Annotated in this window: 18 protein-coding genes; 7 read left to right on the top strand and 11 right to left on the bottom strand. The window is 66.6% G+C overall.

Going from position 1 to position 15,355, the window contains the following annotated elements:
• Positions 1-125: 125 nt before the first annotated feature.
• Entirely contained in the window at positions 126-410 is a 285-nt protein-coding gene (locus tag AB4Z55_RS14785) for a helix-turn-helix transcriptional regulator (RefSeq protein ID WP_231895883.1), read from the top strand.
• Positions 407-811: a VOC family protein gene (locus AB4Z55_RS14780; protein WP_369519971.1), complete on the top strand. Its 405-nt coding sequence runs from the start codon at positions 407-409 to the stop codon at positions 809-811. Before AB4Z55_RS14785 ends, AB4Z55_RS14780 begins: the two co-directional genes overlap by 4 nt.
• On the opposite strand, the gene AB4Z55_RS14775 is transcribed toward AB4Z55_RS14780, so the two are convergent.
• Positions 812-2,002 carry a DUF2235 domain-containing protein gene (locus tag AB4Z55_RS14775; protein ID WP_369519970.1) on the bottom strand — a complete coding sequence of 397 codons (1,191 nt, stop codon included), beginning with the start codon at positions 2,000-2,002 and terminating at the stop codon, positions 812-814.
• 104 nt (positions 2,003-2,106) lie between these two features.
• Here AB4Z55_RS14775 and AB4Z55_RS14770 point away from each other — a divergent pair, with 104 nt between their 5' ends.
• The 4 genes from AB4Z55_RS14770 (at position 2,107) to fadD5 (ending at position 6,433) form a co-directional block, all read left to right on the top strand.
• Entirely contained in the window at positions 2,107-2,616 is a 510-nt protein-coding gene (locus AB4Z55_RS14770) for a M15 family metallopeptidase (RefSeq protein WP_369519969.1), read from the top strand.
• 235 nt (positions 2,617-2,851) lie between these two features.
• On the top strand, positions 2,852-3,229 hold the full coding sequence (locus AB4Z55_RS14765; protein WP_369519968.1) for a YciI family protein: 378 nt from the start codon (positions 2,852-2,854) through the stop codon (positions 3,227-3,229).
• Complete coding sequence (locus AB4Z55_RS14760; RefSeq protein ID WP_369519967.1) at positions 3,226-4,479, top strand: RNA polymerase sigma factor; 1,254 nt, start codon at positions 3,226-3,228, stop codon at positions 4,477-4,479. The genes AB4Z55_RS14765 and AB4Z55_RS14760 overlap by 4 nt, the downstream gene beginning before the upstream one ends.
• Before the next feature lie 343 nt (positions 4,480-4,822).
• Entirely contained in the window at positions 4,823-6,433 is a 1,611-nt protein-coding gene (fadD5, locus tag AB4Z55_RS14755; RefSeq protein WP_064570210.1) for a fatty-acid--CoA ligase FadD5, read from the top strand.
• 268 nt (positions 6,434-6,701) lie between these two features.
• Here the strand turns inward: fadD5 and AB4Z55_RS14750 are convergent, their stop codons facing one another.
• From AB4Z55_RS14750 to AB4Z55_RS14705, 10 genes are all read right to left on the bottom strand, one after another.
• Positions 6,702-7,502, bottom strand: a complete 801-nt coding sequence (locus AB4Z55_RS14750) for a crotonase/enoyl-CoA hydratase family protein (protein ID WP_369521019.1) — start codon at positions 7,500-7,502, stop codon at positions 6,702-6,704.
• 4 nt (positions 7,503-7,506) lie between these two features.
• The gene (locus tag AB4Z55_RS14745; RefSeq protein ID WP_369519966.1) at positions 7,507-8,220 is read right to left on the bottom strand and encodes a hypothetical protein; all 714 of its coding nucleotides are present in this window, start codon (positions 8,218-8,220) and stop codon (positions 7,507-7,509) included.
• 52 nt (positions 8,221-8,272) lie between these two features.
• On the bottom strand, positions 8,273-9,394 hold the full coding sequence (locus AB4Z55_RS14740; protein ID WP_369519965.1) for an FAD-dependent oxidoreductase: 1,122 nt from the start codon (positions 9,392-9,394) through the stop codon (positions 8,273-8,275).
• Entirely contained in the window at positions 9,391-10,320 is a 930-nt protein-coding gene (locus AB4Z55_RS14735; protein ID WP_369519964.1) for a DUF1295 domain-containing protein, read from the bottom strand. Before AB4Z55_RS14735 ends, AB4Z55_RS14740 begins: the two co-directional genes overlap by 4 nt.
• Positions 10,321-10,324: 4 nt before the next feature.
• A complete protein-coding gene (locus AB4Z55_RS14730) occupies positions 10,325-10,801 on the bottom strand; it encodes a glutathione peroxidase (protein WP_004018565.1) in 477 nt (158 codons plus the stop codon).
• A 60-nt stretch (positions 10,802-10,861) separates the two neighbouring features.
• Positions 10,862-11,578: a ferredoxin reductase gene (locus AB4Z55_RS14725; protein ID WP_369519963.1), complete on the bottom strand. Its 717-nt coding sequence runs from the start codon at positions 11,576-11,578 to the stop codon at positions 10,862-10,864.
• Positions 11,575-12,171 carry a sulfite oxidase-like oxidoreductase gene (locus AB4Z55_RS14720; protein ID WP_239398923.1) on the bottom strand — a complete coding sequence of 199 codons (597 nt, stop codon included), beginning with the start codon at positions 12,169-12,171 and terminating at the stop codon, positions 11,575-11,577. Before AB4Z55_RS14720 ends, AB4Z55_RS14725 begins: the two co-directional genes overlap by 4 nt.
• Positions 12,172-12,312: 141 nt before the next feature.
• A complete protein-coding gene (locus tag AB4Z55_RS14715; RefSeq protein ID WP_248645499.1) occupies positions 12,313-13,656 on the bottom strand; it encodes a permease prefix domain 1-containing protein in 1,344 nt (447 codons plus the stop codon).
• On the bottom strand, positions 13,653-14,012 hold the full coding sequence (locus tag AB4Z55_RS14710; protein ID WP_101823231.1) for a PadR family transcriptional regulator: 360 nt from the start codon (positions 14,010-14,012) through the stop codon (positions 13,653-13,655). Before AB4Z55_RS14710 ends, AB4Z55_RS14715 begins: the two co-directional genes overlap by 4 nt.
• Before the next feature lie 71 nt (positions 14,013-14,083).
• Positions 14,084-14,287 (bottom strand): DUF2945 domain-containing protein, encoded by a 204-nt coding sequence (locus AB4Z55_RS14705; protein ID WP_004018570.1) that lies wholly within the window; start codon positions 14,285-14,287, stop codon positions 14,084-14,086.
• Positions 14,288-14,385: 98 nt separating this feature from the next.
• On the opposite strand from AB4Z55_RS14705, the gene AB4Z55_RS14700 reads away from it, so the two are divergent.
• Positions 14,386-15,351 (top strand): ABC transporter ATP-binding protein, encoded by a 966-nt coding sequence (locus tag AB4Z55_RS14700; protein WP_248645500.1) that lies wholly within the window; start codon positions 14,386-14,388, stop codon positions 15,349-15,351.
• Positions 15,352-15,355 lie beyond the last annotated feature (4 nt).

The raw sequence follows: 15,355 nt of genomic DNA, 5'->3' as shown, positions 1-15,355 counted from the left end.
GCTCCTCGCACCTCAGGGAACAGAGAATCGGCACCTCTAGGAGCAATGGGTGCGCACCTCAGGGCACTAGGGCAAGCGCGGTGGCCGCCGTTGACATGCAAGCAGCCGCTTGCCTATCGTCAGGTGTGGCTGACGTGTTCCATGCACTCGATGACTCGACGAGGCGGGCAATCCTCGACGAACTCGTCGAGCGTGACGGTCAGACGCTGTTCGAGATCTGCGGACGTCTCACATCTCGGCGTGGGCTGAACCTGAGTCGTCAGGCGATCTCGCAGCACCTGGGCGTGCTGGAGACGGCCGGACTCGTCCACACCGAGAAACGTGGACGCTCCAAATTCCACTACTTCGACCCCGCACCGCTCGACGAGATTGCCGACCGGTGGCCCGCCCATCGAAAGGACCTCCCATGAGACTCACATTGATGTCCGTCTTCGTCGACGACCAGCGCAAGGCGCACGAGTTCTACACCGAGATACTGGGATTCACCACACGGCACGACATTCCGATGGGGGAGGACACGTGGTGGCTGACGGTCGTCTCCCCTCAAGACCCAGAGGGGATGGAACTCCTCCTCGAACCGTCCGGCCACCCCGCTGTGAAACCCTACCGGGATGCGCTCATCGAAGACGGGATCCCGCTGGCGCAGTTCGCTGTCGACGATGTGCAGGCCGAGTACGAGAGGCTGAGCGGACTCGGCGTCGAGTTCACCCAGGAACCCACCGACATCGGCCCCGCGGTCGTCGCGGTGTTCGACGACACGTGCGGCAACCTGATCCAGATCGCCGCTACGAAAGACCCGGCCCCGCAGTGACTATCGCGGGGTAGCCAGCGGCGGTGCCTTGGGGACCGACGCAGCCGGAGGTTTCGGCGCGGTGACCGGTCGCTCGAGCGGAGGAATCCCGACCGCGCGGACCGACAAGTCTTTGATCAGCGCTTCCCACGCGCCGATGTTCGTCGCCCTCTTCTTACGTGACCCGACATCGTCATTCCACCGAGTGAGCGCAGGCGCGGCTATATACAGCGGCCTTGCAGGATCATTCTTGTCCGCCTCGAGCAATCGCGACTGACCCTTGTGACGCACGGTTTCTCCGCGCATCCGGAGCGGGCCGAAGGCGAGCTTGACGATGTTGACGATGCGGTACGCGGCGTTCATCGACTTGTTGGTCGTGTACCTCTCGTTCGACGGGTCGATGGGGAAGCTGATGGGCGTGAATCGCTTGTAGCAGAACTGCAGGCCGGCAAGGTCCGCCTCGCGCACCATCCAGGACAGACTCAGTTCCGAGGGTTCAGTGACTGCCAGACCACCGCCGATGTCGGAGTGGACCCCCTCGAACCACACCTGTTTGACGTCGATCTTGCCCTCATTTGCCTTGTCGACTTCCCAGACGCAGGGATCGAATGTCAGCCGACGTTCGTCGATGGCGAGCGCCTGTCTGGCCACTGCGACGTTCTTGCCGAGCTTCACGTCGTGGAACTTGTGCTTGACGCGGGTGATGCCGGGAACGCCGAGGGCACCGACGGTGTCGAACACACCGATGAACTTGACCGGCACCGGGGCGCCTGGGGTCTTCGCCGGACGATCTTCCCGCTTCATCCGGTAGTACCGCAGGACGGTTTCGAAGAGGTTCTCGGTCGGATGCTGCGCGAGTTCGAGCGGTGAAACCAACCCGACCTGCCAGATCATGCCCCCAAGACTCCGTGCGGTGTACGCGCCGCGACTGAACCCGAAGACGAAGATCTCATCGCCGGGCTCGTAGTTCAGAGCGAGGAATCGGTAGGCATCGACCAGGTTGGCATCCAGCCCGCGACCGAATGCACCGCCGATGATCCGGTCCGACCAGCCGGATCCGGTTCCGACTCCGTTGACATAGTGAACGAGTTGGACCGTCCCGTCGTCGGCATCAGTGGTGACGGCCCGGGCGATCTTCTCCACATTCGAAATTCTCGGGTCCTTCGACGACTTCCACGTACCGTCGCAGCAGACCACCAGACGCTTCTTCATTTTTCCGACCCTCCACAGGCTCGCACGCGGCCCACCCGACGATGACGATAGTCGCTTCGCGCAGACGGGTGCAGCAGTTGTCGGTCGTACGGTTTACTGCGGTCATGAGCTTTCTGGACGTTCTACCGAGCCGATTCGCGATCGTTTGTGCCACCGTCCTCGGCGTCCTGCTCGTCGCAGCGTTCGGCGCCGCGCCGGCCACCGCCGCGCCGCCGACCACGGGCCTCGACCCGGTCCTGGCGACGGCCTATCAACAGGCGTCGAATGCTTCTCGTGCACAGGGGGTTCCGTTGTGGATCACCTCCGGCAAGAGAACTCACGCCGAGCAGCGTCAGATGTGGCGGGATGCGATCGCGACCTACGGAAGCCCCGAAGCCGCCCGACGGTGGGTCCTGCCACCGGAGCAGTCGAGCCACGTGCACGGTCGGGCCATCGACGTCGGACCGCGGGAAGGGGCCGCCTGGCTCCAGCGCACCGGATATCGCTGGGGCCTGTGTCGGACGTTCGCGAACGAGTGGTGGCACTTCGAGATCGCGACCGTGCCCGGCCTGCCGTGTCCGGCGATGTGGCCCGACGCCGCTGTCCGCGCCGATCGCGGCGGCGACCCTTCGTGACGGCCCTCCGCAAGCTCCGGGCCTCCTCAGGGAGCAGTACAACCGCCCCCCGCAAGCTCCGGGCCTCCTCAGGGAGCAGTACCACCCCCCCCCCCCCCCCCCCCCCGCAAGCTCCGGGCCTCCTCAGGCGAGAACGACCGAAAATATCTCTGCCGAAGATGTCGAATGGCGCCCCGCGAGGTCGTCATCACTGCACACGGACCGATGAGCGGCCCGACGAACGAGAGGTCAGACCATGCATTACTCACTGCTCCTGCACTACCCGGAGATGGACGCGTCGACCCTCGGTGACGAGGCCATCGCACAGGGAGAAGCTGCGTTCGCGGCCTACACCACTGCCCTCCAGAAGGCAGGCGTGCTCGTGAGCGCCGAAGTCCTGCAACACTCGGACGTCACCACGACGCTGCGCAAGGTCGACGGTCAACTCGTGGTTCAGGACGGTCCGTTCGCCGACACCAAAGAGCAACTCGGCGGAACCGTCGTCATCGATGTCGACGACCTCGACGCCGCCATCGAGTGGGCGCGTCAGGCACCGCCTGTCGAGTGGGGAGTCGTCGAGATCAGGCCCGGCGCCACCTACACCGTCGACGGTGCCTGGACACCCAACGCATGACCCGACGAGAAGCGCACACCGCCGCCGAACATGCCGCCCGAGCGTCATATTCGCGGTTGGTGGCGCTTCTCGCAGCTTCCTCGGGCGACCTGGCTCTGGCCGAGGACGCTCTGGCAACCGCCTTCGAACGGGTGCTCGTCACCTGGTCCGCCGACGGGGTGCCCGCGAACCCGGAGGGATGGCTACTCACGGTCGCGCGCAATGAGCAGCGCGACGTCTGGAAGTCGGCGGCGCATCGCACGTCGACCGTTCTGGACGACGCCCTTTCTCCAGGAGCCACCGCCGTGACCCCCTTCGACGATGTGGACCCGGACGCCATCCCCGACAAGCGACTCGAGCTCCTGTTCACCTGTGCGCATCCGGCCATCGACGCCGCAGCCCGAACCCCGCTCATGCTGCAGTCGGTGCTCGGCTTCGAAGCGACCGACATCGCTGGTGCGTTCGCAGTCGCGCCGTCGGCGATGTCGCAACGTCTGGTTCGTGCGAAGCGTCGTATCCGCGATGCACGCATACCGTTCGTCGTTCCCGACCGCGCGTCGATGCCCGGACGCCTACCCGCAGTCCTCGAGGCCGTCTACGGATGTTTCGCGATCACATGGAACGACGCGGACGGCGCCGACCCCGACACCGTCGAATCGATGGCGGGGGAGTCGCTGTACCTGGCCGTCACGCTGGCCTCGCTGCTCGACGACCCGGAGGCCTGGGGTCTCGCCGCGCTCATCGCGCTGTCGCTGTCGCGGGCTCCGGCGCGAATCGGGCCGTTCGTTCCGCTCGACGAGCAGGATCCCTCGACCTGGGATGAAGAGCTGATCCGCGATGGCGAGGTGATGCTTCGACGCGCCTCGTCGTTCGGCCGACCACACGGCCGATTCCAGCTCGAAGCGGCCATGCAGTCCGTTCACGCCGACCGCGCACGCACCGGTGTCGTCGACTGGGCTGCACTGCGGTCGCTGTCGTCCGCGCTGGTGTCCGTGTCGCCGACGCTCGGTGCACGGGTTGTTCACGCCGGGATCGTCGGGCGTGCGAGTTCTGCGCAGGACGGACTGTCCCTGCTCGACCAATTGAGCGATGATGCAGCGGATTTCGGACCGTTCCACGCTGCGAGAGCGGATATTCTGGTACGGGCCGGGCACTGCGACGCGGCGCGTGAGCACTTCGAACGGGCCGCGGCGCTCACCGGCGACGAGCGCGCACAGGACTACCTTCGACGCCGTGCGGGCGAGGTGTCGCAGGACCGTCGGGTGACCTAGAAGTAATCACGACCGACCAGCGGAGAATTCTCCGCTCACTGAGCTCGCGCCCCGTGGTTGCCTACGCTTCGGCTGGGTTCGATGGATGCGTCTCATAACGCTCAGTGGACGAGAATCGGAGCACAGTCGACGAAGATCGGCGCACAGTCAACGGAAACTGGCGCACAGTCGACGGAATCCGATGCACAGTCGACGGGTCGCCGGCGGGTCTCACCCAAACCGCGGGAATGCCTGAATCTGGCAACACGGACGACCTAATGTGTGACGCGAGACACAACAGTGCCGACCCCTCGACGAGGGAGTTCACAACGGGTCGAGTCCGCTCGACGAATGGGAGGCAGTCATGACTGCAAGTGCCGACGTCACCAGCAATCTGACGACGGAGCCGTACCGCTCGCGCCGCAATCACTGGAACAACCAGGTGCGCCGGCACGCCATGATGACCCCGGACAAGACAGCGATCACCTACCTCGACAAGAACACCAGCTGGAAAGAACTCGACGACCGGTCGCACGCCTTCGGCGCGGCCCTCCATCGGCGTGGCGTCCAGTTCGGGGATCGGATCCTGATGGCCTTGCTCAATCGCACCGAGTACATCGAGGCGATCCTCGGGGCCACCCTCATCGGTGCCATCCCGGTGCCGGTGAACATCCGCATGAGTCCGGCCGAAGTCGCGTACCTCGTCACCGACAGCGGGGCGAAGGTCGTCGTCACCGAAACGCTGCTCGCGCCGATAGCCGACGCGGTCGCCGGGTCGACCGGCCAGATCGAGACCATCATCGTCGTCGACGGCAGCGACAACGACGCCCACCTCGACTTCGAGACCCTCCTCGCCGAGGACGCATCGGACCTGCCGGAGGTCGACGTTCCGGAGGACACCGTCGCCGCCATCATGTACACGTCGGGCACCACGGGAAAGCCCAAGGGCGCCATGCTCACCCACCAGAACATCCAGGCGCAGGCCGTGACGACGATCGCCACGGCCGGGGCACAGTCCGGTTCCGATGACGTCGCGTCGATCGTGCCGCCGCTGTTCCACATCGCGGGGATCGGCGGCTTCGCACCGATCTTCTACCGCGGGGTGCGCGCGGTACTGCACCCGCTCGGCGCCTTCGATCCTGACACGATGCTCGACACCCTCGAACGCGAAGGCGTCACCTCGGTGTTCATGGTGCCTGCGCAGTGGCAAGCGGTATCTGCGGCACAGAAGGCGCGACCCCGGGACCTCAAGCTGCGCACCATGAGCTGGGGCGCAGCGCCGGCCTCGGACACTGTGCTCAATGCCATGAACGAGTCCTTCCCGGGAGCCGCGAACATGACCGCGTTCGGGCAGACCGAGATGTCGCCGGTGACGACGATCCTGGAGGGCAAGGACGCGCTACGCAAGCTGGGTTCCATCGGCAAGGTCGTCCCGGCGGTCACCGCACGGATCGTCGACCCGCTCATGAACGACGTCAAGCCCGGTGAGGTCGGGGAGATCGTCTACCGCGGACCCAACATGATGATCGGCTACTGGAACAAACCCGAGGCGACCGCAGAAGCGTTCCGCGGCGGGTGGTTCCACTCGGGCGACCTCGTCCGACAGGACGAGGAGGGGTTCCTCTACGTCGTCGACCGTGCCAAGGACATGATCATCTCGGGTGGCGAGAACATCTACTGCGCCGAGGTCGAGAACGCGCTGTACGGGCACCCGAGCATCGCCGAGGCGGCCATCATCGGTCGTGCGGACGAGAAGTGGGGCGAGGTACCGGTCGCGGTGGTGGTGCTCGCCGAGGGCGTCGATGATCTCACCCTCGCCGAACTCGAACCGCACCTCAACGAGAACCTCGCCCGGTTCAAGCACCCGAAGGACCTGGTGATCATCGACGAGTTGCCCCGCAATGCGGGCGGCAAGGTCGTGAAGCCGAGACTTCGGGAAGCCTACGGCAGCAAGGACGCCGGCCTGTCCAACTGATCCAATGCCGGCCCGGGCGGGCTACAAAAGACTCCGCACCCGAATCCGAAAGAAGCGTCCCCCCTGCTCCCTGAGGAGCGCCCGGAGCTTGCGGAGGGCGCGTCACGAAGGGTCGTGGCGAGATGCGTCGCCGACCCTTCGTGGCTCGTCGCCAGCGCTCCTCGCACCTCAGGGACCAGGGGTCATACGGTTCCTTCGGATCAGGGACCAGTGCTTTTGCGGTTTCTTCGAATTGGGGAGCTTAGATTGACACAGGGCCGGGGTCCGGTCACTCCGGGTCGGCGAAGCTCGGCTCGCGCCGCGCCATCCCGGCGTGGACCGCCTCCATCTGATTGGGCGAGCCCATCAGGCCGACCTGGAGTTCACTCTCCAGCATCAGGGCCGCAGCCGGATCCGTGCCCGCCCACGACTCGTCGTAGAGACGTTTGGCGGCGCGGACCGCGTGCGGCGACTTCGACGCGATCTCGTGGGCCAGCTCGAGCGCAGCGGTGAGCGGATCATCGACGACGCGCGTGACCAGGCCGAGCCGCTGGGCCTCCGCGCCGTCGATGATGCGTCCGGTGAACGTCAGTTCCTTTGCGACGTCCGCGGACACGAGTCGCGGCAGCGTCTGCGTGATGCCCATGTCGGGCACCAGACCCCACTTGACCTCCATGATGGACAGGCGCGCATCAGGGGACGAATAGCGGATGTCGGCGCCCAGCGCGATCTGCAGGCCACCGCCGAAACAGTTTCCGGTGATGGCCGCGATCACCGGCGCGGGGATCCGGCCCCAGTCCAGCGACACCCGCTGCGCGTGGTTGCCGAGCACACCCGGTTCGCGGTCCAGCAGCGAGTTCACGCCGCCACCTTGACCCAGGCTCGACACGTCGAGTCCAGAGCAGAAGCTCTTGCCCGAACCGTGCACGACCACGGCCCGGACGCGCTTGTCGGCGGCCAGCGTGCCCGTCACGTCGATGAGGGCTTCGAACATCGCCGGGTCGAGGGCGTTGTGTTTGTCGGCCCGGTTGAGTGTCGCGGTGGCGACGCCCGCATCGTCGATGTTCACGATGATCCGCTGCTCGGTCATGAGGTCATTTCCCATCTGTTGCAGGGTGTTTGATCTGGTCGAGTTGACGACCGCGGCGCCGGTAGCGCCAGATGAAGTAGCCGACCCCGATCGCCAGAACGATTCCGATGACCACGCCCCACGCGGTGGCGGCTCGAAAGCCGGGCGCGTCGACGTCGAAGATCCGTTCACCGGCGTGTGCGCCGTTTCCGCCGCCGGCGACCACGGTGAGGGTGAGCAGATTGGGGATCGCGATGACCACGCCGAGAACGGCGAACATGATCGTCGGGACGTTCTTCATCCGGCTGCGGTTGACGAACGCCAGGGTGAAGAACAGCACAGGCAGGAAGGTGCAGACGATCCCCAGCACCAGCCCGGTGCCGATGCCGCGGCTGAACGATCCCTCGACGCGCTGTCCGATCTGACCGGCCCACCAGCGCGGCAGGAACGCCTCGAGGATGAAGTACGTGACCACGAGCAGGGCGGCGATGACGAGACCGATCACCACCTTCTTCACGACGGCGTTCGCACGCTCGCCGGCCGTCGGTGTGGCCGGCGGCGCGTCCGTCGTCGATCCATCCGGTGGCACCGCACCCGGGGTCTCGACGGGATACGAGGTGGCCGGCGGAGTTTTCCCGGGTGGCGTATGTCCCGGTGGGAACGCGCCTGACGGAGTCTGTCCCGGCCCGCCCGGCGTCGGGTGGCCGGAGGGATTCGCAGAGAACGGTTCGTTGCTCATGCGCCGAGTCTATGCGCGGTCGCCACCCTGTCCGCCGGGATGAGCGACACGGTCACCGGGGCTTCCGGATGCCGCCGTAGATCCCGCGCCGGACGATCCACGGTTGCAGGATCGTGTCGACCGACCACGCCGGAAAGCGGAACGGACGACCGTTGGGCGCGAAGACCTGGAGTCCGTCGGCCTGCACCCCGAGCACCGAACCCCACCGACGCCGTGGGGGAACGTAGCGTCGCGCCCGGTCGGGCCGCCCGCCGAGGTCGGCGCGGATGTTGTGTGCGAGCAGACGATCGGCACGATTGCGAGCCGAACTGCGCAGATCGTCGGTCGCCGCGACGTCGCCGATGGCGTACACGGAATCGACCCCGGGCACCCGCAGTTGAGCAGACACACGGACGAATCCCGATTCGTCGAGCACGTCCGCAGGCAGCCAGTCCGTGTTCGGCGCGACCCGGCCGATGGCCCACAGCACGGCGTCGGCCTCCACCGCCGGCTGCCCGGTCGAGAAGTTCACCGGTCCCGGCGTGATCTCGTCGCACGCGAATCCGTCCGGCACGACAGCGCGATGGCCGCCGTGGACACCGACCCCGAGCCGACACAGTCGGGCGCGGACCGTGGCCCAGGTACGCAGATGATGCTGCTGCAGGGCGCGATCGCCCGGGTGGTAGAGGTCGATCCGCTTGTCCCGCCAGGTGGCGGCCAGGTTGGCGGCGGCGCTCACCGCCGCCGCACCGCCACCGATCACGGCAATGGAGTCGGCGTCGGCGAATCGCCGATGCGCAGAAAGCAAGTCGGCGTCGATGTCGGCCGCGGACTGTAACCCGGGTTGTCGCCAGAAGCCGTTCCGTACCCCGGTGGAGATGACCAGCGCGTCGAAGCCCTCGACGGTCGCGGCGCCGGCGGCATCGACAACGGAGACGGTGCGGTTGTCGAGATCGGCGGCCGTCAGCGTGCCGTGGACGGTCCGGATGCCGTCGAGTTTGCGGAAGCGCCCGAACGGGATCCGATAGTCCCGGGCCCACTCATCGGGCCGGCTGATCCGCAGACCGAGCTCCTGGCCGCTGACCAGTCCCGGCTTCGACGAGATACCGACGACATCGGCATGCGAGGCGAGGTGGATCGCGGTCAGCAGTCCGGCGTCGCCGAGGCCGGCGACCACGACGCGGGGTCGGCTCACGCAGTGACCTGATCCGGTGGATGTGCGGCCGAACGCGGCGGCCGGGGGATGAACCGCGGCACCCGGTCGATGACGTCCTGGTAGCCGGGACGTCGCTCGAGACTTCGCTTCTCCATCATCGGGATGCTCGCGCCGAGGAACATGGCGAGCATCAGCACCGCGCCCACGAACAGCCACCACCAGTCACCGGGCGAGGCGGCAAGGCCGAACAGGGCCATCGACACCCAGAACATGACCTCGCCGAAGTAGTTCGGGTGCCGCGACCACGCCCAGACGCCGGTGTCGAGGACGGCGCCGGGCTTTCGGTGGGCGGCGAAACGACGCAACTGTCCGTCGGCGATGTACTCGAGCGCGGTGGCGGCGAGTCCGACGACGGCCGCGAGGGCGGTCAGCCATGCCACCGCGCCGGTGTGGGTGACGGCGACGTAGATCGGGATCATGCCGAGGAACACCTGGAAGGTGGGGAAGACGTGGATGGCCATCAGATCGACGGGCAGCTCGGCGCGCCCGGCACCGGACTTCAGCATCGGGTAGCGCCAGTCCTCGTGCTGCAGTCCCGGCCAGCCGATCGCCCAGTTCGCGGTGAGTCGGATCGCCCAGGCGCCGATGACGACGGCGATGACCCAACAGTGCACTGCATCTATCCCGACGTCGCCCGCCGCCCACCAGTAGAGGAATAGTGCGGGCGGTACCACACTCCAATAAGCGTCGTAGAAGCTGGAATTGCCGTAGTACCGGCTGAACCCGAAGATGACCAACGTGGCCAGCAGGTCGGCGATGAGGGTGTCCAACCACAGGTACGCGGTGGTCGGACCCCAGATCAGCCAGGCGGCAGCGACTGCGAAGGCCAGCAAGTACGCGATCGTGATCCGGGCGAACGAACCGGTCCGACTGTAGGTGCGCTCGGTGTTCACAGGGTCACCCATCTCGTCACAGCTGTTCTTCGATGGACCCGGCGAGCTTCTCCGGCTTCGTGGTCGGCGCATACCGCGCGACCACCGAACCGTCCCGCCCGATCAAGAACTTGGTGAAGTTCCACTTGATGCGGCCGCCGAGCACGCCGGACTTCTGGTCCCGCAACCAGGCGAACAACGGGTGTGCCTCCGGCCCGTTCACGTCGACCTTCGCGAACATCGGGAACGTCACGTCGTAGGTCAGCGAACAGAAGTTCTTGATCTCCTCCTCGTCGCCCGGTTCCTGATGTCCGAACTGATCGCACGGGAAGCCGAGTACACGCAGCCCCTTGTCGGCGTAGTCCCGGTGCAGGGCTTCCAGACCGCGGTACTGCGGGGTGAATCCGCACTGCGAGGCGGTGTTCACGATGAGCAGGGGACTGCCCTGGAAGTCCGAGAGTTCGACGGGTGTGCCGTCGATGCCGGTGGCGGTGAAGTCGTACGCGGAGGTCATGCCGCTACGCTACTTCCCAATCAAGCACTTGCTCGGGAGAATCGGCGAAGGATCCGCCGATCACTCCCCGAACCGCTCCGTCCGGATGCGGGTGCGATCGTGTCCGGCGTCGACCATCCATTGAGCGCAGCTCTCGACGAACCGATTGGGACCGCAGATGAACACGGTCGGCGACGTCGCGGGATCGAGTGTCAATCCGGCGAGCTCCTCGGCGGTGAGACGTCCCGCAGGTCGTGTCGCATCGTCGGGCGCCACCCGGGTGTGGATCAGGTGGACGTCCATGCGCCGGTGTTCGATCAACTGCCGCAGCTCGTCCCGGTAGTAGACGCGGTCGGGACTGCGGACCGAGTAGACGAGGGAGATCGGCGTCTGCGGGGCCTCGACCTCGCGCCCGCGGATCATCGACATCAGCGGTGCGACACCGGAGCCGCCGCCGATCAGCTGCACGGGACGATCGTCACCGGACGGCCAGGTGAACCAGTACCCGTGCGGATCGCTGATCTCCAGCGGATCGCCCACCTCGACGACGTCGACGAGGTACGGCGACACCTCACCGTCTTCCAGGCGTTCGACGGTGACCTCGACCGAACGCGTCTCGCGGACATCGGACAGCGAGTAGGCGCGTGCGGTGGAGTACCCGTCCTCCGCGGTCAGCCGGATGTCGACGTGCTGACCGGGTAGCGCGTGGACGGCCTCGGGGAGAGCGAGACGCAACGTACGCGCGGTCGGGGTGATGTCGACGACCGAGGTGACCGTCGTGAGATGCCAGGTCGTCACGAGTAGCGCTGCTCGCGCCAGGGATCGCCGTACATGTGGTATCCGCGTTCCTCCCAGAACCCGGGTGCGTCCTCGGTCATGAAGCGCAGTCGCCGAACCCATTTCGCGCTCTTCCAGAAGTACAGGTGCGGTACGAGGAGTCGGGCGGGGCCGCCGTGCTCGGCGGCGAGCGGCTCGCCGTCGTAGGTGTCGGCGATCCAGCCGCGGCCGTCGACGAGATCGGCGAGCGGCACATTGGCGGTGTACCCGCCGTGGCAGTGCGCCATCACGAACGGCGCCGGCTCCCATGGCAACGCACGTAGCAGCGTGTCGAAGGAGACGCCACGCCACCGCGTATCGAACTTCGACCACCGTGTGACGCAATGGATGTCGGTGGTGACGTCCTCGTGAGGGAGGTCCTGGAACTGCTCCCACGTGAACGTGGCCGCCTTGTGGTCTGCCGACTGCACGGCCAGCATCCAACCGGCCGGGGCGACCGCGGGCGTCGGCTCCGACGAGAGGACGGGGAAATCGAGGGTCGTGTACTGCCCGGGCGGGAGACGCCGGGCGTCCCGGTCGCGGCGTCCCACGAACCCTCGGTTGACGATCGCCATGATCGCGGAGTCTACGCGGCAGCACACTATTCGGCCCGCTCGCTCCGCTCCCGGCGCCGGCGCATCATTCGGCCCGCTCGCTCCGCTCCCGGCGCCGGTGCATCATTCGGCCCGCTCGCTTCGCTCCCGGCGCCGGTCCGGTCAGGCGAAGTCGAACAGCGGCGGCACCGCGACGACGACCGCGGCCGCCCAGAGTCCGAACACCGGCAGGTAGTCCGTCTGCCACCGCTCCGTTGCGTCGAACCCGCGGCGCCGACGCACGAAGCCGAAGAGCAGATACGCAGCCCACGACAAGTTCACCAGCAGAACGAGGTTGAGACCCAGGGCCACGGTCTTGTTGGCGGTGAATCCGAACTCGGCGATCCGCGAGGCCATGATCGTCAGCATGACCGCGTCGACCGCGAGCGCGGTGACCACCAACACCAGCTGCAGCCGGTCGAAGAGCTCCGGTCGCAGATGCGGATCGCGCGCCGAGATCGCGTACAACAGCAGGCCGAGGACGACGACAAGGATCAGGTCGATCAGGATCAACAGCTCACGATCGACGTCCACGACGTCGCCACTGGTCACCATGGCGACCAGCAACACGACGAGCATCACCGCGGTGACCGGGGTGAACACCTTGGTCAGCACCGGCGCGATGTTCTCGACCACGCTCTGCTTCGCCTCGACCAGCCACGCGGCGAGCAGCACGATGCCGGTCGCTGCGATCGGCGCCAGCCACTGACTGATCACGGTGTCCACGTTGATGTCGAGGGCACTGAAGGCGCCGGCGGTCAGCCCCGTGAGCACCGCCGCGCCGAGACCGAGAAGCGTTGCGTACACGACCCACTCACCGGTGAAACGGATGAAGTCCATGCGTCTGGGTCCCGACCGCCACCGACCGCCGACGTACGTCACGCCCACCAGGAACCACAGCACGATCGGCGCGTGGATCGCGACGATGGCCTGGGTGGGCCCGTCGGCGACGAACGGGTACATGTTGACGATCACTGCGGTCCCGACGAACGCGGTGGCCACCGCGACCGCGATGCGTGGCGTGATCCCACGCTTCCATCCGAAATACACCGCGAGGAACGGCAACACGAGAATCGTCGCGTTGCGGACGAGGACCCATTCGGGCATGACTTCCAGCGCGATGCGGACCGTCGCGGCCGCTGCGACGACGAGACCGATCACCACACCGAGTTCGTGACGCCGCCGGCCCAGGCCGTCGGTCGGTTCCGCGGTCAGAACCAGCTGTTTCCACAACCTGTCGGAATGCTCGCGGGCGAACTCGCGCGAGAGCGCATCGACCCGTCCCATCCGCTTGACGGCGACCAGGAACGCCTCGTCGTCGTCGAGACCGCCGGCGGCGAGGTCGGCGATCTGACCGCGCAGGTGATCTTCCATCTCGTCGGCATCGGTGGTGGCGATGGCCTGATGGCGCAGCACATAACCGCGCCACCGGTCGATCTGGTTCTCGAGTTCGGTGCCCGCGTTCACGTCAGGCCCTCCGCAGCCGGCGGCAGGGCGACCGTCCGCCACACCTGATCGAGCGCGTCGGCCACGACCTCCCACTGCGACCTCCGCTCGGCGAGCGCGGCCAGCCCCGCGGCGGTGATCGTGTAGTGCTTGCGACGCCGTCCGGTGTCGGCCCTGCCCCACGACGCCTCGACGTGACCGGCGCGTTCGAGACGATGAAGAAGTGGATAGAGCATCCCGTCGGTCCACTCCATCCGACCGCCGGACATCTCCCGGACGCGCTTCAGGATCGCGTAGCCGTACGACTCGCCCTCGGCGAGAATCCCGAGCACCAGCGGGGTGGCAGAAGCGGCCACCAGGTCTTTCTCGATATACATAGAACCCCTATACCTAGAGCTGCTAGTAGCATAGCAGTTCTAGGTATAGAGGTGGTCGAGCCAGGGGAGAGCTACTTCTTCGAGAGGGACGACTCCTTGTGGGCTGCCTTCGAGCCCGTCTTCGACGACTTGACGATCCAATACGGCTCGTCCTCACTCGCCTTGAACTTCTGCCCCTCGAAGGTGAATTCTTTCGTCCGCTTCTCCTCAGCGGTCCCTTCGGTCTCGCCCTGAGAGGTGTTCCAGCGCACGGTGTCGTTCTTCTTGATCGCCATGTCGGCAGTGTGCCCCGCCGATGTCGACGGTCAAACCTCCTCCGCCCCATCGGTCGCTGTGGAACGATCAGCACGTCGTGTCGAGCCGGAGGTACGTCATGAGCGTCGAACGTTCCGACAGTCGTCGGGGGGCCGATCCGGCCATCGATGTCCGGGGCCTGCGAAAGTCCTTCGGCAGGTTCGAAGCACTCCGCGGACTCGACCTCGAGGTCGCCCGCGGCGAGGTCCACGGCTTCCTCGGACCCAACGGCGCGGGCAAGTCGACGACGATCCGGGTCCTCCTGGGTCTACTGAAGGCGGACGGGGGAGAGGTCCGGCTCCTGGGCGGCGATCCCTGGCGTGATGTCGTGGAACTGCACCGTCGACTGGCGTATGTGCCCGGTGACGTGGCGCTGTGGCCGACGATGACCGGCGGCGAGATGATCGACCTGCTCGGCTCGATGCGGGGCGGACTCGACGACGCGAGACGCGCCGATCTCGTGGCCCGATTCGAACTCGACACCACCAAGCGTGGCCGGCAGTACTCCAAGGGCAACCGGCAGAAGGTCGCGATCGTGGCAGCCCTGGCATCGGATGTCGAGTTGCTCATCCTCGACGAGCCGACGTCGGGCCTGGACCCGTTGATGGAGAACGTCTTCCAAGAGGTCGTGGGCGAGGCGACCGCCCGCGGTACCACCGTGCTGTTGTCGAGTCACATCCTCGCCGAGGCCGAGACCCTCGCCAACCGGCTCAGCATCATCCGCGACGGGGCCGTCGTGGCGACCGGGACGTTGGCGGAACTGCGTGGCCACACCCGCACTTCTGTTCGCGCCGAACTGGATTCGCTGCCGGGTTCGGATCTGCTGGCGCAGTTGCACGACGTCGACGTCCAGGGCCTCGACGTGCACGACACCGGTTCCGGTGGTCATCGCCTGAGCGCGACGGTCGATTCGGCTCGGATCGGTCCGGTGATGTCGGTGCTGTCCTCCTGTGGCCTACGCTCACTCACGGTCGAACCACCATCGCTGGAGAGTCTCTTTCTCTCGCTGTACGAGGGGGCCGACCAGCCCGCGGGAGAACGGTGAGGTC

It is taken from the genome of Gordonia sp. ABKF26 (genome assembly GCF_041103195.1).
GTDB lineage: Bacteria > Actinomycetota > Actinomycetes > Mycobacteriales > Mycobacteriaceae > Gordonia > Gordonia terrae.
Note: the sequence above shows the minus strand (reverse complement) of the source record. Positions and strands in the feature narration are given on the sequence as shown.